Annotated in this window: 13 protein-coding genes; 7 read left to right on the forward strand and 6 right to left on the reverse strand. The window is 73.3% G+C overall.

Going from position 1 to position 14,136, the window contains the following annotated elements:
* Window positions 1-64 precede the first annotated feature (64 nt).
* Window positions 65-1,243, reverse strand: coding sequence for a nicotinate-nucleotide--dimethylbenzimidazole phosphoribosyltransferase (gene cobT, locus AC3ET3_RS05365; protein ID WP_432155751.1), 1,179 nt, complete (start codon window positions 1,241-1,243; stop codon window positions 65-67).
* Between the two features lie 161 nt (window positions 1,244-1,404).
* On the opposite strand from cobT, the gene AC3ET3_RS05370 reads away from it, so the two are divergent.
* The gene (locus AC3ET3_RS05370; protein WP_432135627.1) at window positions 1,405-2,343 is read left to right on the forward strand and encodes a class I SAM-dependent methyltransferase; all 939 of its coding nucleotides are present in this window, start codon (window positions 1,405-1,407) and stop codon (window positions 2,341-2,343) included.
* A 197-nt stretch (window positions 2,344-2,540) separates the two neighbouring features.
* On the opposite strand, the gene AC3ET3_RS05375 is transcribed toward AC3ET3_RS05370, so the two are convergent.
* Window positions 2,541-3,749, reverse strand: a complete 1,209-nt coding sequence (locus AC3ET3_RS05375) for a bifunctional adenosylcobinamide kinase/adenosylcobinamide-phosphate guanylyltransferase (protein ID WP_435611709.1) — start codon at window positions 3,747-3,749, stop codon at window positions 2,541-2,543.
* A gap of 112 nt (window positions 3,750-3,861) precedes the next feature.
* Between AC3ET3_RS05375 and AC3ET3_RS05380 the strand changes: the two genes are divergently transcribed.
* Window positions 3,862-4,074, forward strand: a complete 213-nt coding sequence (locus tag AC3ET3_RS05380) for a hypothetical protein (protein WP_432135625.1) — start codon at window positions 3,862-3,864, stop codon at window positions 4,072-4,074.
* A 111-nt stretch (window positions 4,075-4,185) separates the two neighbouring features.
* On the opposite strand, the gene AC3ET3_RS05385 is transcribed toward AC3ET3_RS05380, so the two are convergent.
* The 3 genes from AC3ET3_RS05385 to AC3ET3_RS05395 form a co-directional block, all read right to left on the reverse strand.
* Entirely contained in the window at window positions 4,186-5,271 is a 1,086-nt protein-coding gene (locus tag AC3ET3_RS05385) for a S1C family serine protease (protein ID WP_435611710.1), read from the reverse strand.
* Window positions 5,272-5,352: 81 nt separating this feature from the next.
* Window positions 5,353-6,054, reverse strand: coding sequence for a methyltransferase domain-containing protein (locus tag AC3ET3_RS05390; protein WP_432135623.1), 702 nt, complete (start codon window positions 6,052-6,054; stop codon window positions 5,353-5,355).
* Between the two features lie 83 nt (window positions 6,055-6,137).
* Window positions 6,138-6,767 (reverse strand): DUF3043 domain-containing protein, encoded by a 630-nt coding sequence (locus AC3ET3_RS05395; protein ID WP_432135622.1) that lies wholly within the window; start codon window positions 6,765-6,767, stop codon window positions 6,138-6,140.
* A 237-nt stretch (window positions 6,768-7,004) separates the two neighbouring features.
* Here AC3ET3_RS05395 and AC3ET3_RS05400 point away from each other — a divergent pair, with 237 nt between their 5' ends.
* The 4 genes from AC3ET3_RS05400 to AC3ET3_RS05415 all read left to right on the forward strand — a co-directional run bounded on the left by AC3ET3_RS05400 (window position 7,005) and on the right by AC3ET3_RS05415 (window position 10,103).
* The gene (locus tag AC3ET3_RS05400; RefSeq protein WP_432155748.1) at window positions 7,005-7,787 is read left to right on the forward strand and encodes a PspA/IM30 family protein; all 783 of its coding nucleotides are present in this window, start codon (window positions 7,005-7,007) and stop codon (window positions 7,785-7,787) included.
* 34 nt (window positions 7,788-7,821) lie between these two features.
* Entirely contained in the window at window positions 7,822-8,100 is a 279-nt protein-coding gene (gene pspAA / locus AC3ET3_RS05405; protein ID WP_432135621.1) for a PspA-associated protein PspAA, read from the forward strand.
* A gap of 93 nt (window positions 8,101-8,193) precedes the next feature.
* On the forward strand, window positions 8,194-9,426 hold the full coding sequence (locus AC3ET3_RS05410) for a sensor histidine kinase (RefSeq protein ID WP_432135620.1): 1,233 nt from the start codon (window positions 8,194-8,196) through the stop codon (window positions 9,424-9,426).
* Window positions 9,423-10,103: a response regulator gene (locus tag AC3ET3_RS05415; protein ID WP_432135619.1), complete on the forward strand. Its 681-nt coding sequence runs from the start codon at window positions 9,423-9,425 to the stop codon at window positions 10,101-10,103. Before AC3ET3_RS05410 ends, AC3ET3_RS05415 begins: the two co-directional genes overlap by 4 nt.
* Before the next feature lie 3 nt (window positions 10,104-10,106).
* Here the strand turns inward: AC3ET3_RS05415 and AC3ET3_RS05420 are convergent, their stop codons facing one another.
* Complete coding sequence (locus tag AC3ET3_RS05420; protein ID WP_432135618.1) at window positions 10,107-10,685, reverse strand: Uma2 family endonuclease; 579 nt, start codon at window positions 10,683-10,685, stop codon at window positions 10,107-10,109.
* A 259-nt stretch (window positions 10,686-10,944) separates the two neighbouring features.
* On the opposite strand from AC3ET3_RS05420, the gene AC3ET3_RS05425 reads away from it, so the two are divergent.
* On the forward strand, window positions 10,945-14,082 hold the full coding sequence (locus tag AC3ET3_RS05425) for an efflux RND transporter permease subunit (RefSeq protein ID WP_432135617.1): 3,138 nt from the start codon (window positions 10,945-10,947) through the stop codon (window positions 14,080-14,082).
* Window positions 14,083-14,136: the final 54 nt, after the last annotated feature.

Here is a 14,136-nt window from a genome sequence, read left to right on the forward strand (position 1 = left end):
CCGCTTCGGTCTGCTTGCTCAGCCGGGCTGTCTCGGCCTGTTCGGCTGCTTCAGCCGACTCGGCTCATGCGGTCCGCTCGCGCTGCTCGGCCTGTTCGGTCGCTTCGGTCTCCGCGCCCTGCTCGGCCTGTCCGTCCCGCTCGCCCCGCTCGCCCTGCCCGTCCTTCTCCGCATCGGCCGGACCGCCGGAAGGTGTCCCGTCCCGCTCAGGGAGTTCGGCGGCCAGCGCGGCGGCCGCCTGCACCAGCGGCAGCGCCGACAGGGCGCCCGCGCCCTCGCCGACCCGCACCCCCTGGTCGAGCAGCGGCTCCAGCGCCATCCGGTCCAGCGCCTTGGCCTGCCCCGGCTCCCCGGAGGCGTGCCCGGCCAGCCACCAGTCGGGCGCCCGGAAGGCGATCCGCTGCCCGACCAGCGCACAGGCCGCCGCCACCACACCGTCCAGCACGACCGGCACCTTGCGCACCGCGCACTGCAGCAGGAACCCGGTCATCGCGGTGAGGTCCGCGCCGCCCACGGTCGCCAGCAGCTGCAACTGGTCCCCGAGCACCGGCCGGGCCCGCCGCAACGCGTCCCGGATCGCGGCACACTTGCGCATCCACGCCAGGTCGTCGATCGCCAGCCCGCCCCGCCCGGTCACCACGGACGCGTCGGTCCCGCACAGCGCCGCCACCAGGACCCCGGCCGCCGTGGTGCCGCCGACGCTCACGTCGCCGAGGACCACCAGATCCGTACCGGAGTCGGCCTCCTCGTCGGCCACCGCCATGCCCGCCCGGAAGGCCGCCTCGGCCTCCTCGGGGGTCAGCGCGTCCTCGACGTCGATCCGCCCGCTGCCCCGCCGTACCCGGTGGCGCACCACGTCCTGCGGGAACGCGTCCGGCTCGCAGTCCAGCGCCATGTCCACCACCCGCACGGGCACCCCGAGCCGGCGCGCCAGCACCGCGGCCGGACGAGCCCCCTCCAGGACCTCCCGCACCAGGTCCGCGGCGCTGCCCGCGGGCCGCGCCGAGACGTCGAGCTCGGCGACGCCGTGGTCGCCGGCGAACAGGACGAGACGCGGGCGCTCGATGGGCCGTACCGGCACCCGGCCCTGCGCTGCCGCCAGCCACTCACCCAGGTCGTCCAGACGCCCCAGCGACCCGGGCGGCACGATCTGACGTTCCCGGCGTGCCTCCGCGTCGCGGCGCACCCCGCCGTCGGGGCGCTCGATGAGATCGGTGAAGTCGTCGAGATTAAGCGAGCTCATTCGCCGAACAGTACCGGCACCGATCGAACGGATCCGCGCCGCGATCGCCACCACACTCCCGCCGCGTCTTTGCACCCGGGATCGCGATCCCATACGTTCCGTTTTGCCATGGAATGTCGTACGACATGACCCGTCAGGTATCGCACCGGGAGCCACCGTCCATGCCCCCACGCCCGCCCCGCACCCCACGCCCCCCTCGGCCCATCCACGAACCCCGCCGCGACGACTGCCCCTGGTGCGGCTCCACCCGGCTGCGCACCCGGCTGCGCACCCCCGACCTGCGCCACCGGCACCGCCCGGGCACCTTCACCCTGGACGAGTGCCGGGACTGCGCACACGCCTTCCAGAACCCGCGCCTGACCCCGGAGGGCCTGGCCCTCTACCCGGCCGACCCGGTCACCGCCGCCGACCGCAGACGGCTGCGCGCCACCGCCCGGACGATGCTGGCGTTCCCCGAGCCGGAGAGCTGGCTGGACGTGGGGACGGGCGACGCGCGCTTCCCGGAGACGGCGCGGGAGCTGTTCACCTACACGGCGTTCGACGGCCTCGACCCCACGGCGCGGGTGCGGCGGGCCCGCGCGGCCGGCCGGGTGGAGGAGGCCCACGTGGGCAGTCTCGCGGCGCCCGAGCTGACGTCCCGGCTGCGCGCCCGCTACGACGTCGTCAGCATGCTGCACCACCTGCAGCACACCAGCGATCCCCGCGCCGAACTCCGGGCCGCCGTCACGGCCCTGCGCCCGGGCGGCCACCTGCTGGTGGAGCTCCCGGACCCGTCCAGCGCCTCCGCGTCGCTGCTGGGCAAGTGGTGGCCCGCCTACGACCAGCCGCGCCACCTGCACCTGATCCCGCCCGCCAACCTCCGCGCCGAACTGGAGGCGCAGGGCTGCGCCGTCGTCTCGACGGACAGCAGCGCCCCGCACCTGCCGCGCGACCTCGCGGCAGCCGTACGCGTGCGCCTGTCCCGCACCCGGATGCGGGCCGTCGCCCGGCCGGCATCCGCCCTGACCCTGTTCCTGGACCTGGCCCTGTCCCCGGTCCTGCGGCACACGCCCTTCTCCAACACGTACCGCCTGATCGCCCGGAAGACGGGCGGCGGCTGAGACGGTCCAGCGCCAGCGCCAGCGCCAGCGCCAGCGGCAGCGGCGGCATACGGCGTGCACGGCGGCCCGGCCGCGGTGGTGTCCCCCGCGGGCCACAGGGCCGACGTGGGCGTGTCTCCGCCGGCCACAGGCCCGGTGCGGTCGTGCCCCCGCCGGCCGGCCACAGGCCCGGCCCCGGTGCCGACCGCCCCTGGCCCCTACCCCCGCAACACCACCGCCTGCCCCGCCACGACCAGCAGAACCTCCTCGCACTCGGCCGCCACCGCCGCGTTCAGCCGCCCCAGCTCGTCCCGGTACCGCCGCCCGGACGCGGTGGCCGGCACGATGCCCGAGCCCACCTCGTTGGAGACCAGCACCACCGTCCGCCGGGTCCCGCGCACCGCCGCCGCGAGCTCCGCCACCCGCTTGCGCAGCTCCCGCTCACCCCCGTCCGCCCACAGCGCGTCGTCCCACGCCCCGACGGCGTCCATCGCGTCCGTCAGCCACAGCGACAGACAGTCGATCAGCACCGGCGCCCCGCTCCCCCCGAGCACCGGCACCAGATCGCAGGTCTCCGCCGTCCGCCACGACCCCGGCCGCCGCTCCCGGTGCGCGGCCACCCGGTCCGCCCACTCGGCGTCCCCGCCGCGCGCGCCCCCGGTCGCCACGTAGAGCACGTCGGGGAAGGACTCCAGCCGCCGCTCGGCCTCCACCGACTTGCCCGAGCGCGCCCCGCCCAGCACCAGCGTCCGGCGCGGCACGTCGGGCACCTCGTCGTAACCGCCCACGGCGAGCGTCTCGCCGTCCGGGACGGCCCGCGCCCCGGCCGCGGCCAGCCGCCGCCGCAACTCCGGCCCCGGCGGCACGTCATGGTCCAGGTGGACGGCGACCACGTCCGTCGTGGGGCCCACCGCGCCCACCGCCCGAAGCTTCGCCAGCGCGTCCGGCCGCCCCACCACGTCCACGAGCACCAGGTCGTACCCCTCGGAGGCCCCCGGCCCCCGCTCCAGCCCGGCCGGCGCGCTCCCCGGCGGCAGATAGAGCAGCTGCTGCCCGTCCGGCCCGCTCACCGCGTACCCGGTGCCGCCCGCGTCCATCGCCACGGCCCGCACCCGGTGCCCCGTCAGCAGCGTCAACTCCCGCCCGTCGGGCACCCGGACCGGCTGCGGCAGCCCGGCCGGCACCTCCACCGCCGGACCGTCGTGCGGGTGCGACAGCAGCACCTGCCGCACCCCGCTCAGCGAATGCCCGGCCCGGGCGGCCGCGAACGCCGCCCCCGGCGTGAGGTCCAGCAGGAGGGAGCCGTCGACGAGCAGCGCGGTGGCGGCCCGGGCGTCCTCGCCCAGCGAGCCGGCGCACGCCGCGCAGGGGCAGTCGGGGCGGGGCAGGCCCGCGGGAGCACCGGTACCGAGCAGAGTCACGTCCACACACCGATTTTCGCGTGTCCCCGCAGGTCTTGCGCATCCGGCTAGGCTGCCAGCAGGAGCCGGACCAAGATCCGGCCCCTGCTCCGCACGGGTTCACACCAGGGAGGCGTACATGGCGGCATGGACGTGGCGGTTCGAGAAGGCCGACGGGGCGGAGGTCGCGCCCGCGGTGGAGCCGGAGGAGTTCACCACCCAGGGTGACGCCGAGTCATGGATCGGCGAGCACTGGAAGGAACTGGCGGCCGGCGGCGCGGACCAGGTGAGGCTCTTCGAGGACGGCACCGAGATCTACGGCCCGATGAGCCTCCACCCCGAGGACTCCTGACCTGACGTCAGGCGGGCGGGGGCCGCACACCGGCCCTCGCCGCGTCCGGCGTACGGGGCGCCTTCGCCCCCAGGATGTCGTCGCCCCCCAGGACGTCGTCGAGCGCGGGCGTCACTGGGCGCCCAGCGTCACCTCGACCGTGCGCCGCTCCCCGTTGCGCGTGAAGGTCACCGTGGTGCGCTGTCCGGGCCGGTCCGCGGCCAGCGCCTCCGCCAGGGAGGTGACCGTGGTGACGCGGGTGTCGCCCAGCCCGACGATGATGTCCCCGGGCCTCAGTCCCGCCTTGTTGGCAGCGCCCCCCTCCACCACGTCCACCACCGCGGCCCCGGCCGCCCGGTACTCGTCGTCGACGACCGTGCGCGCCGTGATGCCGAGCGCAGCCCGGCCCGAGTCGGTGACCCTGCCGTCCTCGATGATCTGGTCGGCGACCGTCCGCACCATCGAAGACGGGATCGCGAACCCGATGCCCGGCGCCGCACTGCCGCCGAACCCCGGGTCGACGGCGGCCAGCGTCGGGATGCCGATGACCTTCCCGGCCAGGTCGACCAGCGCACCCCCGCTGTTGCCGGGGTTGATCGCGGCGGACGTCTGCACCATGTTCGCGATGGTCGCGCCGGTGCCACCGTCCCCGCCGCTCTCGCTGACGGTCCGCCCGGTCGCCGAGACGATGCCCTGCGTCACGCTCGACGACAGCCCGAGCGGCGACCCCATGGCGAGCACGATCTGCCCGACCTCCACCTTCGAGGAGTCCCCGAAGGAGGCCGCCCGCAGCCGGTCCGGCACCTCGTCCAGCTCGATGACGGCCAGGTCCTGCTGGGGGTACGAGTAGACGAGCGTCGCGGGCAGCGGATCCTCGCTGCCCGCCGTCGTCACCCGGAAGGTCTTCTCCTCGCCGACCACGTGCGCGTTGGTGACGATGTGCCCCTCGTCGTCGTACACGACCCCCGAGCCCACGGCCCGGCCGGCCCGGATCTGCACCACCGACGGCAGGACGTCCTCGATCACCTTCTGGTACGCGTCCTCCAGATCGCCGTCCGCCCTGGCGACGGGCGCGGCGGCCGGCGCGGTGGTCGCCGCGGCATCGCCGTCCCGGTCACCGGAGCCGCCGCCGGAACAGCCCGACAGCGGGGCCAGGCAGCACAGGAGCGCGGCGACGGCCGCGGCCGTCCGGGCGACGCGGGCAGGGGAGGCGTCCATGCCCCGAGTCTCGTGTCGGAGCGGTGATCCCGCCCCCGCTGTTCCCCCGACAGGGGGTCGCCGGCCGGTGACCCGACGGGGTCAGCCCCGCACACCGCACAGGTGCAGCAGCGCCGCCACCGCGCGGTACGGGTCCGTCCGGCCCGCCCGCTCCTCGACGGCCAGCAGCGTCTCCACATCGGCCGGGAGGTCCGCCCCGTCGGCCGCCGTGTCGGTGAAGACCCGCACCCCGTACCAGGTGGCCAGCGGCGCCCCGATCCCCGCGAGGGTGCCGGTCAGCGTGGCCAGCCGGTCCGCGCGCACGTCCAGGCCCAGCCGGTTGCGGTAGCTGACGGTGTCGAAACCGTCCAGGGCGCCCGCCCAGTCGCCCGACAGACCCGGCCGCATGGCCAGCGCGTCGCCGTTGCGCACCAGCAGCGACAGCAGACCGCCGTGCGCGAGCATCCGGGCCAGCCCCGCCAGCAGGGCGTCCGGCTCCTCGATGTACATCAGCACACCGTGACAGAGGACCACGTCGAAGCTGCCGGGCAGGAAGTGCACCCCCGTGTCCCGGCCGTCGCCCTCGATGATCCGCATCCGCTCCCGGATGCCCTCCGGCTCCCGGGCCAGCGCCTCGCGGGCCGCGGCGACCATCGCCGCGTCCTGCTCCAGGCCGGTCACCGAGTGACCGAGGCGCGCCAGCCGCAGCGCCTGCGTGCCCTGTCCCATCCCCACGTCGAGCACCCGCAGGCGCTGCCCGACCGGGAACCGCGCCGTGATCTGCTCGTCGAGCTGCCGGGCCACCAGCTCCTGCCGTACGACATCGCGCAGCCCGCCGATCCTGCTCAGCCAGGCCTTGGCCGCACCCCCGGAGAAGGAACTCGTGCTCAGGGCCGCTCTCCGCGCTTGACCTGAGGCTTGGGCAGCCGGAGCCGGCGCATCTGGAGGGAGCGCATCAGCGCGTACGCCACCGCGCCGCGCCGGTTCTCGTCGGGGAAGCGCTCCTGCAGCCGCTTGCGCAGGCGGATCCCGCTGAGGATCGAGTCGAGCACGATCAGCACGATCACCACGAGCCACAGCAGCAGCGCGAGCGCCTGCACCCGCTGGACCCGCACCAGCGTCAGCACCAGGATGACCACGGCCATCGGCAGGAAGAACTCCGCCACGTTGAACCGTGAGTCCACGAACTCACGCGCGAACTTGCGCACCGGACCCTTGTCCCGCGCGGGCAGGTACCGCTCGTCGCCGCCGGCCAGCGCCCGGCGCTGCTTCTCCATCTGGGCGCGGCGCTCGTCGCGCTGACGCCTGGCGGCCTCCTTGCGCGTCGTCGGCGTATTGGCCACGCTGCGACGCTGGGCCTGGGCCTCACTGCGCTTGGGCGTGGGCCGGCCCTTCGGGGCCTGCGGGTCACGGGGCTGACTGGAGTCGGTCACCAGCGCCTTGTCGGCGGCTTGGGCCTTCTCTTCCTTGGCACGGCTACGGAACACAAAACACAAGGGTAAGCGCTGACCGGGCATGGACCGTCGCCCGGCGGGGAACGATCCGGCAACACCGGACGTCGTAAGGGACAGAGCGGGCGATGCGGGATCCACCTACTCCTTACGCCGGAGAGGGCCGGTCCCCAGTCGTCCTCGGGGATGAGCGCATCATCCCGCGAACAGTGCGTCAATGGAGGCAGGGCCCGTACTGTGGGTTCTGTCGCAGCTGAGCTGGAGTCCGTCAGAAGGGGGCGCGCGAAGCCCATGAGCGGTGTCATGAAGCGTATGGGGATGATCTTCCGCGCGAAGGCGAACAAGGCCCTTGACCGGGCCGAGGACCCGCGCGAGACCCTCGACTACTCGTACCAGAAGCAACTGGAGCTGCTGCAGAAGGTGCGCCGCGGCGTCGCCGACGTGGCGACCAGCCGCAAGCGCCTGGAACTCCAGCTGAACCAGCTCCAGTCGCAGTCCTCCAAGCTGGAGGACCAGGGCCGCAAGGCGCTCGCCCTGGGCCGCGAGGACCTGGCCCGCGAGGCGCTGTCGCGCCGGGCCGCCCTCCAGCAGCAGGTCACGGACCTGGAGACGCAGCACGCGACGCTCCAGGGCGAGGAGGAGAAGCTCACCCTGGCGGCCCAGCGCCTGCAGGCCAAGGTGGACGCCTTCCGCACCAAGAAGGAGACCATCAAGGCCACCTACACCGCGGCCCAGGCCCAGACCCGCATCGGCGAGGCGTTCTCCGGCATCTCCGAGGAGATGGGCGACGTCGGCATGGCCATCCAGCGCGCCGAGGACAAGACCGCCCAGCTGCAGGCGCGGGCCGGCGCGATCGACGAACTCCTCGCCTCCGGTGCCCTCGACGACCAGTCCGGCATGCACAAGGACGACATCCAGGCCGAGCTGGACCGGCTCTCCGGTGGTACGGATGTAGAGCTGGAGCTGCAGCGCATGAAGGCGGAGCTGGCCGGGGGCACCTCGGACCGGCAGGCCATCGAGGGCGGCACCGGACAGCAGCAGCCCCAGCAGCAGCCGCAGGACACCCCGCGCTTCGACAAGCAGTGACCCGGCGCCGGGGCTCGGAGCCGAGGAGGCCGATGTGATCGTACGGATCATGGGCGAGGGCCAGGTCCGACTGGACGACTCCCACTTCGCCGAGCTCAACAAGCTGGACGACGAACTGCTCGCCGAGATGGAGGGCGGTGACGAGGCCGGTTTCCGGCGCACCTTCACCGCCCTCCTCGACGCCGTCCGCCGCCTCGGCACGCCCCTGCCGGACGACTGTCTGGAACCCTCCGAGCTCATCCTGCCGTCCCCGGACGCCACCCTGGACGACGTCCGGGAGTTGCTCAGTGACGACGGCCTGATCCCGGGCTGACCCCCGCCCGCCGGGCACGGACCGAGGCCCCGGGACCGGAGCCCCCGGCGGGGCACACCGCGGCCGGTCACGGAAAGCGACGGTAACTCCCCAGTGCCCCCCCTTGCCGAAGCCCGGCGCCGGCTGCAGGCCCACCCCCTCGCCCTGGACGCGGCGCTCGCCACCGCCGTGCTCCTGTGCATGGTCGCCGGCTCCTTCGTCGACCCGCACGGCGAGAACGGCGTCACCTGGGGCATCCACACCCCCGACCCGCTGGGTCTGCTGCTGATGACCCTCGGGGCGCTCGCCCTGGTCTTCCGGCGCCGCGCCCCGAGAACGGTCCTCGCCCTCACCGGCACCGTCTGCGTCGTCGAGTCCGTCACCGGCGACCCCCGCGCCCCGGTCGCGATGTCCGCCGTCATCGCCCTCTACACCGTCGCCTCCACCACCGACCGCCCCACCACCTGGCGGGTCGGCCTGCTCACCGTCACCGTCCTCACCGGCACCGCCATGCTCGCCGGCCCCCTGCCCTGGTACGCCCAGGAGAACCTCGGGATCTTCGCCTGGACCGGTATCGGCGCCACGGCCGGGGACGCGGTGCGCAGCCGCCGGGCCGTCGTCCAGGCGATCCGGGACCGGGCCGAGCGGGCGGAACGCACGCGGGAGGAGGAGGCCCGCCGCCGGGTCGCCGAGGAACGGCTGCGTATCGCCCGCGACCTGCACGACGTGGTCGCCCACCACATCGCCCTGGTCAACGTGCAGGCCGGCGTCGCCGCGCACGTCATGGACAAGCGCCCCGACCAGGCCAAGGAGGCCCTCGCCCACGTCCGGGAGGCCAGCCGCAGCGCGCTCAACGAGCTGCGCGCCACCGTCGGCCTGCTCCGCCAGTCCGGCGACCCCGAGGCCCCCACCGAGCCCGCTCCGGGCCTGGACCGCCTCGACGACCTCGCGGGAACGTTCCGCAGCGCCGGGCTCCGGGTGGAGGTTGCCCGCGCCGACGACGGCACGGTGCTCTCGGCGGCCGTGGACCTCGCCGCCTACCGGGTCGTCCAGGAGGCCCTGACCAACGTGCAGAAACACGCGGGCCCAAAGGCCAGGGCCGAGGTCAGCGTGGTCCGCGTCGGCCCCCGCCTGGAGATCACCGTTCTCGACGACGGCGCCCCGCCGGACGACCGGCCGCACGCGACCGGCGGCGGCCACGGCCTGCTCGGCATGCGGGAACGCGTCACCGCGCTCAACGGCACCCTCACCACCGGTCCCCGCTACGGCGGCGGCTTCCGCGTCCATGCGATCCTGCCCCTGAGAGCCCGCCCCGCCAGGGCGGGGGAGCCGGGGGAGACCGTATGACCATCCGTGTCCTGCTCGCCGACGACCAGGCCCTGCTGCGCAGCGCCTTCCGGGTACTGGTCGACTCCGAACCCGACATGGAGGTCGTCGGCGAGGCCTCCGACGGGGCGGAGGCGGTGCGGCTGGCCAAGGAGGAAGCGGCGGACGTCGTCCTCATGGACATCCGGATGCCCGGCACCGACGGCCTCGCCGCCACCCGGCTGATCAGCGCCGACCCGTCCCTCGCCCAGGTCAGGGTGGTCATCCTGACCACCTTCGAGGTCGACGACTACGTGGTGCAGTCCCTGCGCGCGGGCGCCTCCGGATTCCTCGGCAAGGGCTCCGAGCCGGAGGAACTCCTCAACGCCATCCGCGTCGCCGCCGGCGGCGAGGCACTGCTCTCCCCGACCGCCACCAAGGGCCTCATCGCCCGCTTCCTCGCCCAGTCCGACGGCGCCGACGGCACCGACTCCCTGCACTCCGCCCGCCTGGACGCGCTCACCGGCCGCGAGCGGGAGGTCCTCGTCCAGGTCGCCGGCGGCCACTCCAACGACGAGATCGCCGAACGCCTGGAGGTCAGCCCGCTGACGGTCAAGACCCACGTCAACCGGGCGATGGCCAAGCTGGGCGCCCGCGACCGGGCCCAGCTCGTGGTGATCGCCTACGAGTCGGGGCTGGTACGGCCACGGGCGGACTGACTCTCAGAGCAGGTCAGTCGTCTCCAGCTCGAAGACGAACGGCTCCGGCAGGGTGAGTGACTTGCCGAAGGGCACGGTGCAGTGCTGACGGTATGCGTCATCCTTGGGATCGCTGAACAGCGTGACCGAGGAGGCGTCGCGGTCCACCAGCAGGTACAGCGGGATGCCCGCCCGGGCGTAACAGCGGCGTTTGGCCTCGCGGTCCGTCCTGGGCTTGGTCGAGGTGACTTCCAGGACCATGGTCACGCCGTGGTACGGCATCCATGAGTCGGCATCGCGGTAGAGGTTGAGATGAGCGGGAGCGAAGGTCCCGTCCGGGACCACACGGTCCTTCGGGCAGTCGCCTCCCTTTTCCAGCATCAGTCCTTTGTTGCCGGAGAAGTCCATGTCGATCCGGGATCGCCGGATCACCTGCTTCATCAGCCTGGTGATGAAGTGCTCGTGCTCCCCGTCCGGCGGCGGCGTCACAACGATCTCCCCCTCGATCAACTCGGCCCGGAACCCCTCCGGGGTGTCGAGGGAGAGGAAGATGTCCAGCAGCCCCTCGGCCGGCGTGGTGGGCTCGTGCGCCACAGCGGTCATGTCACGCCCCTCCTTCGGTCGGTCGCCAGAGTGGACCATCGGACGATCACCTGCCCGTGAGATCGGAAGCCGTTCCCTCGATCGTGGCATACCCGTCCGTCCCCGGGGGGATCCGGATCCAGCCGCCCGTACTGCGCGCGGAGTATGCGAGGCATAAAGAAATGGACCTGGGGCCTACGAATCATGATCGTGGGATGGAACAGGGTGGAGGACCACACGTCCGCCCGCTTCTGCCGCTCCCAGAAGAGAGACCTGATCCATGTCCTGGCTGTCGAGGTTCAGCCTCGCGCAACGGGCCCTCATAGGCCTGATGTCCCTCATCGCGATCGTGTTCGGGGCGATCGCGATACCCCAGCTCAAACAGCAGTTGCTGCCCACCATCGAACTGCCCATGGTGTCGGTGGTCGCGCCGTACCAGGGCGCCTCCCCGGACGTCGTCGAGAAGCAGATCATCGAGCCGATCGAGGACAACCTCGACGGCGTCGACGGCATCACCGGCGTCACCTCCACGGCGAGCGAGGGCAACGCGCTGATCATCGCGTCCTTCGACTACGGCAACGACACCCAGCAGCTGGTCGCCGACGTCCAACAGGCCGTCAACCGGGCCCGGGTGCGGCTCCCGGACGGCGTCGACCCGCAGGTGATCGCCGGTTCCACCGACGACATGCCGACCGTCGTCCTCGCCGTCACGTCGGACAAGGACCAGCAGGCGCTGGCCGACCAGCTCGACTCCACCGTCGTACCGGCGCTGAAGGACATCGACGGCGTCGGCCAGGTCACCGTCACCGGCGTCCGCGACCTCCAGGTCTCCGTCACCCCGGACGACGGCAAGCTGGCGAAGGCCGGCCTGAGCGGCCAGAGCCTCACCCAGGCCCTCCAGGCGGGCGGCGCGACCGTCGCGGCCGGCTCCTTCGACGAGGCCGGCAGCAACCGCACCGTCCGGGTCGGCGGCGGCTTCACCTCCGTGGCCCAGATCCAGAACCTGGCCGTCCGCGGCCCCGACGGCAAGCGCCCGGTCCGCCTCGGCGACGTGGCCGCCGTCAAGCAGGAGGAGGCCCCGGCCGACTCCCTCACCCGCACCGACGGCAAGCCCAGCCTCGCCGTGATGGTCACCATGGACCACGACGGCAGCGCGGTCGCGATCTCCGAGGCCGTCGAGGACAAGCTGCCCGGCCTGCGCGCCGACCTCGGCTCGGGCGCCGAGCTGACCGTCGTCAGCGACCAGGGACCCGCCGTCTCCAAGGCCATCGAGGGCCTGACCACCGAGGGCGGGCTCGGCCTGCTCTTCGCGGTCCTCGTCATCCTGGTCTTCCTGGCGTCGATCCGCTCCACGCTGGTGACCGCGGTGTCCATCCCGCTGTCGGTCGTCCTCGCGCTGATCGTCCTGTGGACCCGCGACCTGTCCCTGAACATGCTCACGCTGGGCGCGCTGACCATCGCGATCGGCCGGGTCGTCGACGACTCGATCGTCGTCCTGGAGAACATCAAGCGCCACCTCGGCTACGGCGAGGAGCGCCACAGCGCGATCCTCACGGCCGTGCGCGAGGTCTCCGGTGCGGTGACCTCCTCCACCCTGACCACGGTCGCCGTGTTCCTGCCGATCGGCCTGGTCGGCGGCATGGTGGGCGCCCTGTTCGGCGCGTTCAGCCTCACCGTCACCGCGGCGCTGCTGGCGTCCCTGCTGGTGTCGCTGACCGTCGTCCCGGTGCTGTCGTACTGGTTCCTGCGCGCCCCGAAGGGCACCCCGGCCGACGCGGCCGAGGCACGCCGCAGGGCCGAGGAGAAGGAGGCCGGCAGCCGCCTGCAGCGCGTCTACGTGCCCGTCCTGCGCTTCGCCACCCGGCGCCGCCTGACCAGCGTGGCCCTCGCGGTCGTCGTCCTGGTCGGCACGTTCGGCATGGCGCCCCTGCTGAAGACGAACTTCTTCGACCCGGGCGACCAGCAGGTGCTGACCGTCAAGCAGGAGCTGGCGCCGGGCACCAGCCTGGCCGCGACCGACGTCCAGGCCCGCAAGGTCGAGCGGCTGCTGGCCGGCACCGAGGGCGTGAAGGACTACCAGGTCACCGTCGGATCCTCCGGCTTCATGGCCGCCTTCGGCGGCGGCACCGACAGCAACCAGGCGTCGTACCAGGTCATGCTGGAGGACTCGGCGTCCTACGAGGACGTCCAGGACCGCATCGAGGCCGGCCTGGAGAAGCTCGACGGCATCGGCACCACCACGGTGGCCGCCGGTGACGGCTTCGGCAACCAGGACCTCAGCGTGGTCGTCAAGGCGGCCGACGAGAAGGTGCTGCGCACGGCGGCCGAGCAGGTCCGCGAGGCCGTGGCGGGCCTCGACCACGTCACCGACGTCACCAGCGACCTCTCGCAGAGCGTGCCGCGGGTGTCGGTCCGGGCCAACGGCAAGGCCGCCGCGGCCGGGTTCGACGACCAGAGCCTCGGCATGGCGGTCGCCCGGGCCGTGCGCGGCACTCCGGTCGCCAAGGCGACACTGGACGACACCGAGCGCGACATCGTCATCAAGTCGGCCACGCCCGCGACGACCCTCCAGGAACTGCGGAACCTGCCGCTCGGCCCGGTGCGGCTCGGCGACATCGCCACCGTAGAGCTGGTCGACGGCCCGGTCTCCATGACCCGGATCGACGGGCAGCGCGCGGCGACCGTCACCGCCAAGCCGACCGGCGACAACACCGGCGCGGTGAGCACCAAGCTGCAGGCGAAGATCAAGGCCCTGAAGCTGCCGGCCGGCGCGCGGGCGGAGATCGGCGGGGTCACCTCCGACCAGGACGACGCGTTCAAGAACCTCGGCCTGGCGATGCTCGCCGCGATCGCGATCGTCTTCATGCTGCTGGTGGCGACCTTCCGGTCGCTGGCCCAGCCGCTGATCCTGCTGGTGTCGATCCCGTTCGCGGCGACCGGCGCGATCGGCCTGCTGGTCGCCACCGGCACCCCGATGGGCGTTCCCGCGATGATCGGCATGCTGATGCTGATCGGCATCGTGGTCACCAACGCGATCGTGCTGATCGACCTGATCAACCAGTACCGGCGGCAGGGGTACGGCGTCGTGGAGGCCGTCGTCGAGGGAGGCCGGCACCGGCTGCGCCCGATCCTGATGACGGCACTGGCGACGATCTTCGCCCTGCTCCCGATGGCCCTCGGCGTCACCGGTGAGGGCGGCTTCATCGCCCAGCCGCTGGCCGTGGTGGTGATCGGCGGCCTGATCACCTCGACCCTGCTGACCCTCCTGCTGGTCCCGACCCTCTACGCCGTGCTGGAACTGCGCAAGGAGCGCCGCGCCAGGAAGCGGGCCGCGAAGAAGGGCGGCGGCGACCGGCCGGCCGACGGCACGGCCGACGCGGACGAGACCTCCGGAGAGCCGGAACCGGCCGGGGTCTGACCCGGCCGACCGCCCCGTCCCCTCCCCCCTCCCGCGCCCCCATATCCTTGGGGC

Source organism: Streptomyces sp. bgisy159 (assembly GCF_057707805.1).

Coding starts and splice junctions, on each gene's coding strand:
- cobT (WP_432155751.1), bottom strand. CDS start 1,243: ATGAGCTCGCTTAATCTCGACGACTTCACCGATCTCATCGAGCGCCCC.
- AC3ET3_RS05370 (WP_432135627.1), top strand. CDS start 1,405: ATGCCCCCACGCCCGCCCCGCACCCCACGCCCCCCTCGGCCCATCCAC.
- AC3ET3_RS05380 (WP_432135625.1), top strand. CDS start 3,862: ATGGCGGCATGGACGTGGCGGTTCGAGAAGGCCGACGGGGCGGAGGTC.
- AC3ET3_RS05385 (WP_435611710.1), bottom strand. CDS start 5,271: ATGGACGCCTCCCCTGCCCGCGTCGCCCGGACGGCCGCGGCCGTCGCC.
- AC3ET3_RS05395 (WP_432135622.1), bottom strand. CDS start 6,767: ATGCCCGGTCAGCGCTTACCCTTGTGTTTTGTGTTCCGTAGCCGTGCC.
- AC3ET3_RS05400 (WP_432155748.1), top strand. CDS start 7,005: ATGAAGCGTATGGGGATGATCTTCCGCGCGAAGGCGAACAAGGCCCTT.
- AC3ET3_RS05415 (WP_432135619.1), top strand. CDS start 9,423: ATGACCATCCGTGTCCTGCTCGCCGACGACCAGGCCCTGCTGCGCAGC.
- AC3ET3_RS05420 (WP_432135618.1), bottom strand. CDS start 10,685: ATGACCGCTGTGGCGCACGAGCCCACCACGCCGGCCGAGGGGCTGCTG.
- AC3ET3_RS05425 (WP_432135617.1), top strand. CDS start 10,945: ATGTCCTGGCTGTCGAGGTTCAGCCTCGCGCAACGGGCCCTCATAGGC.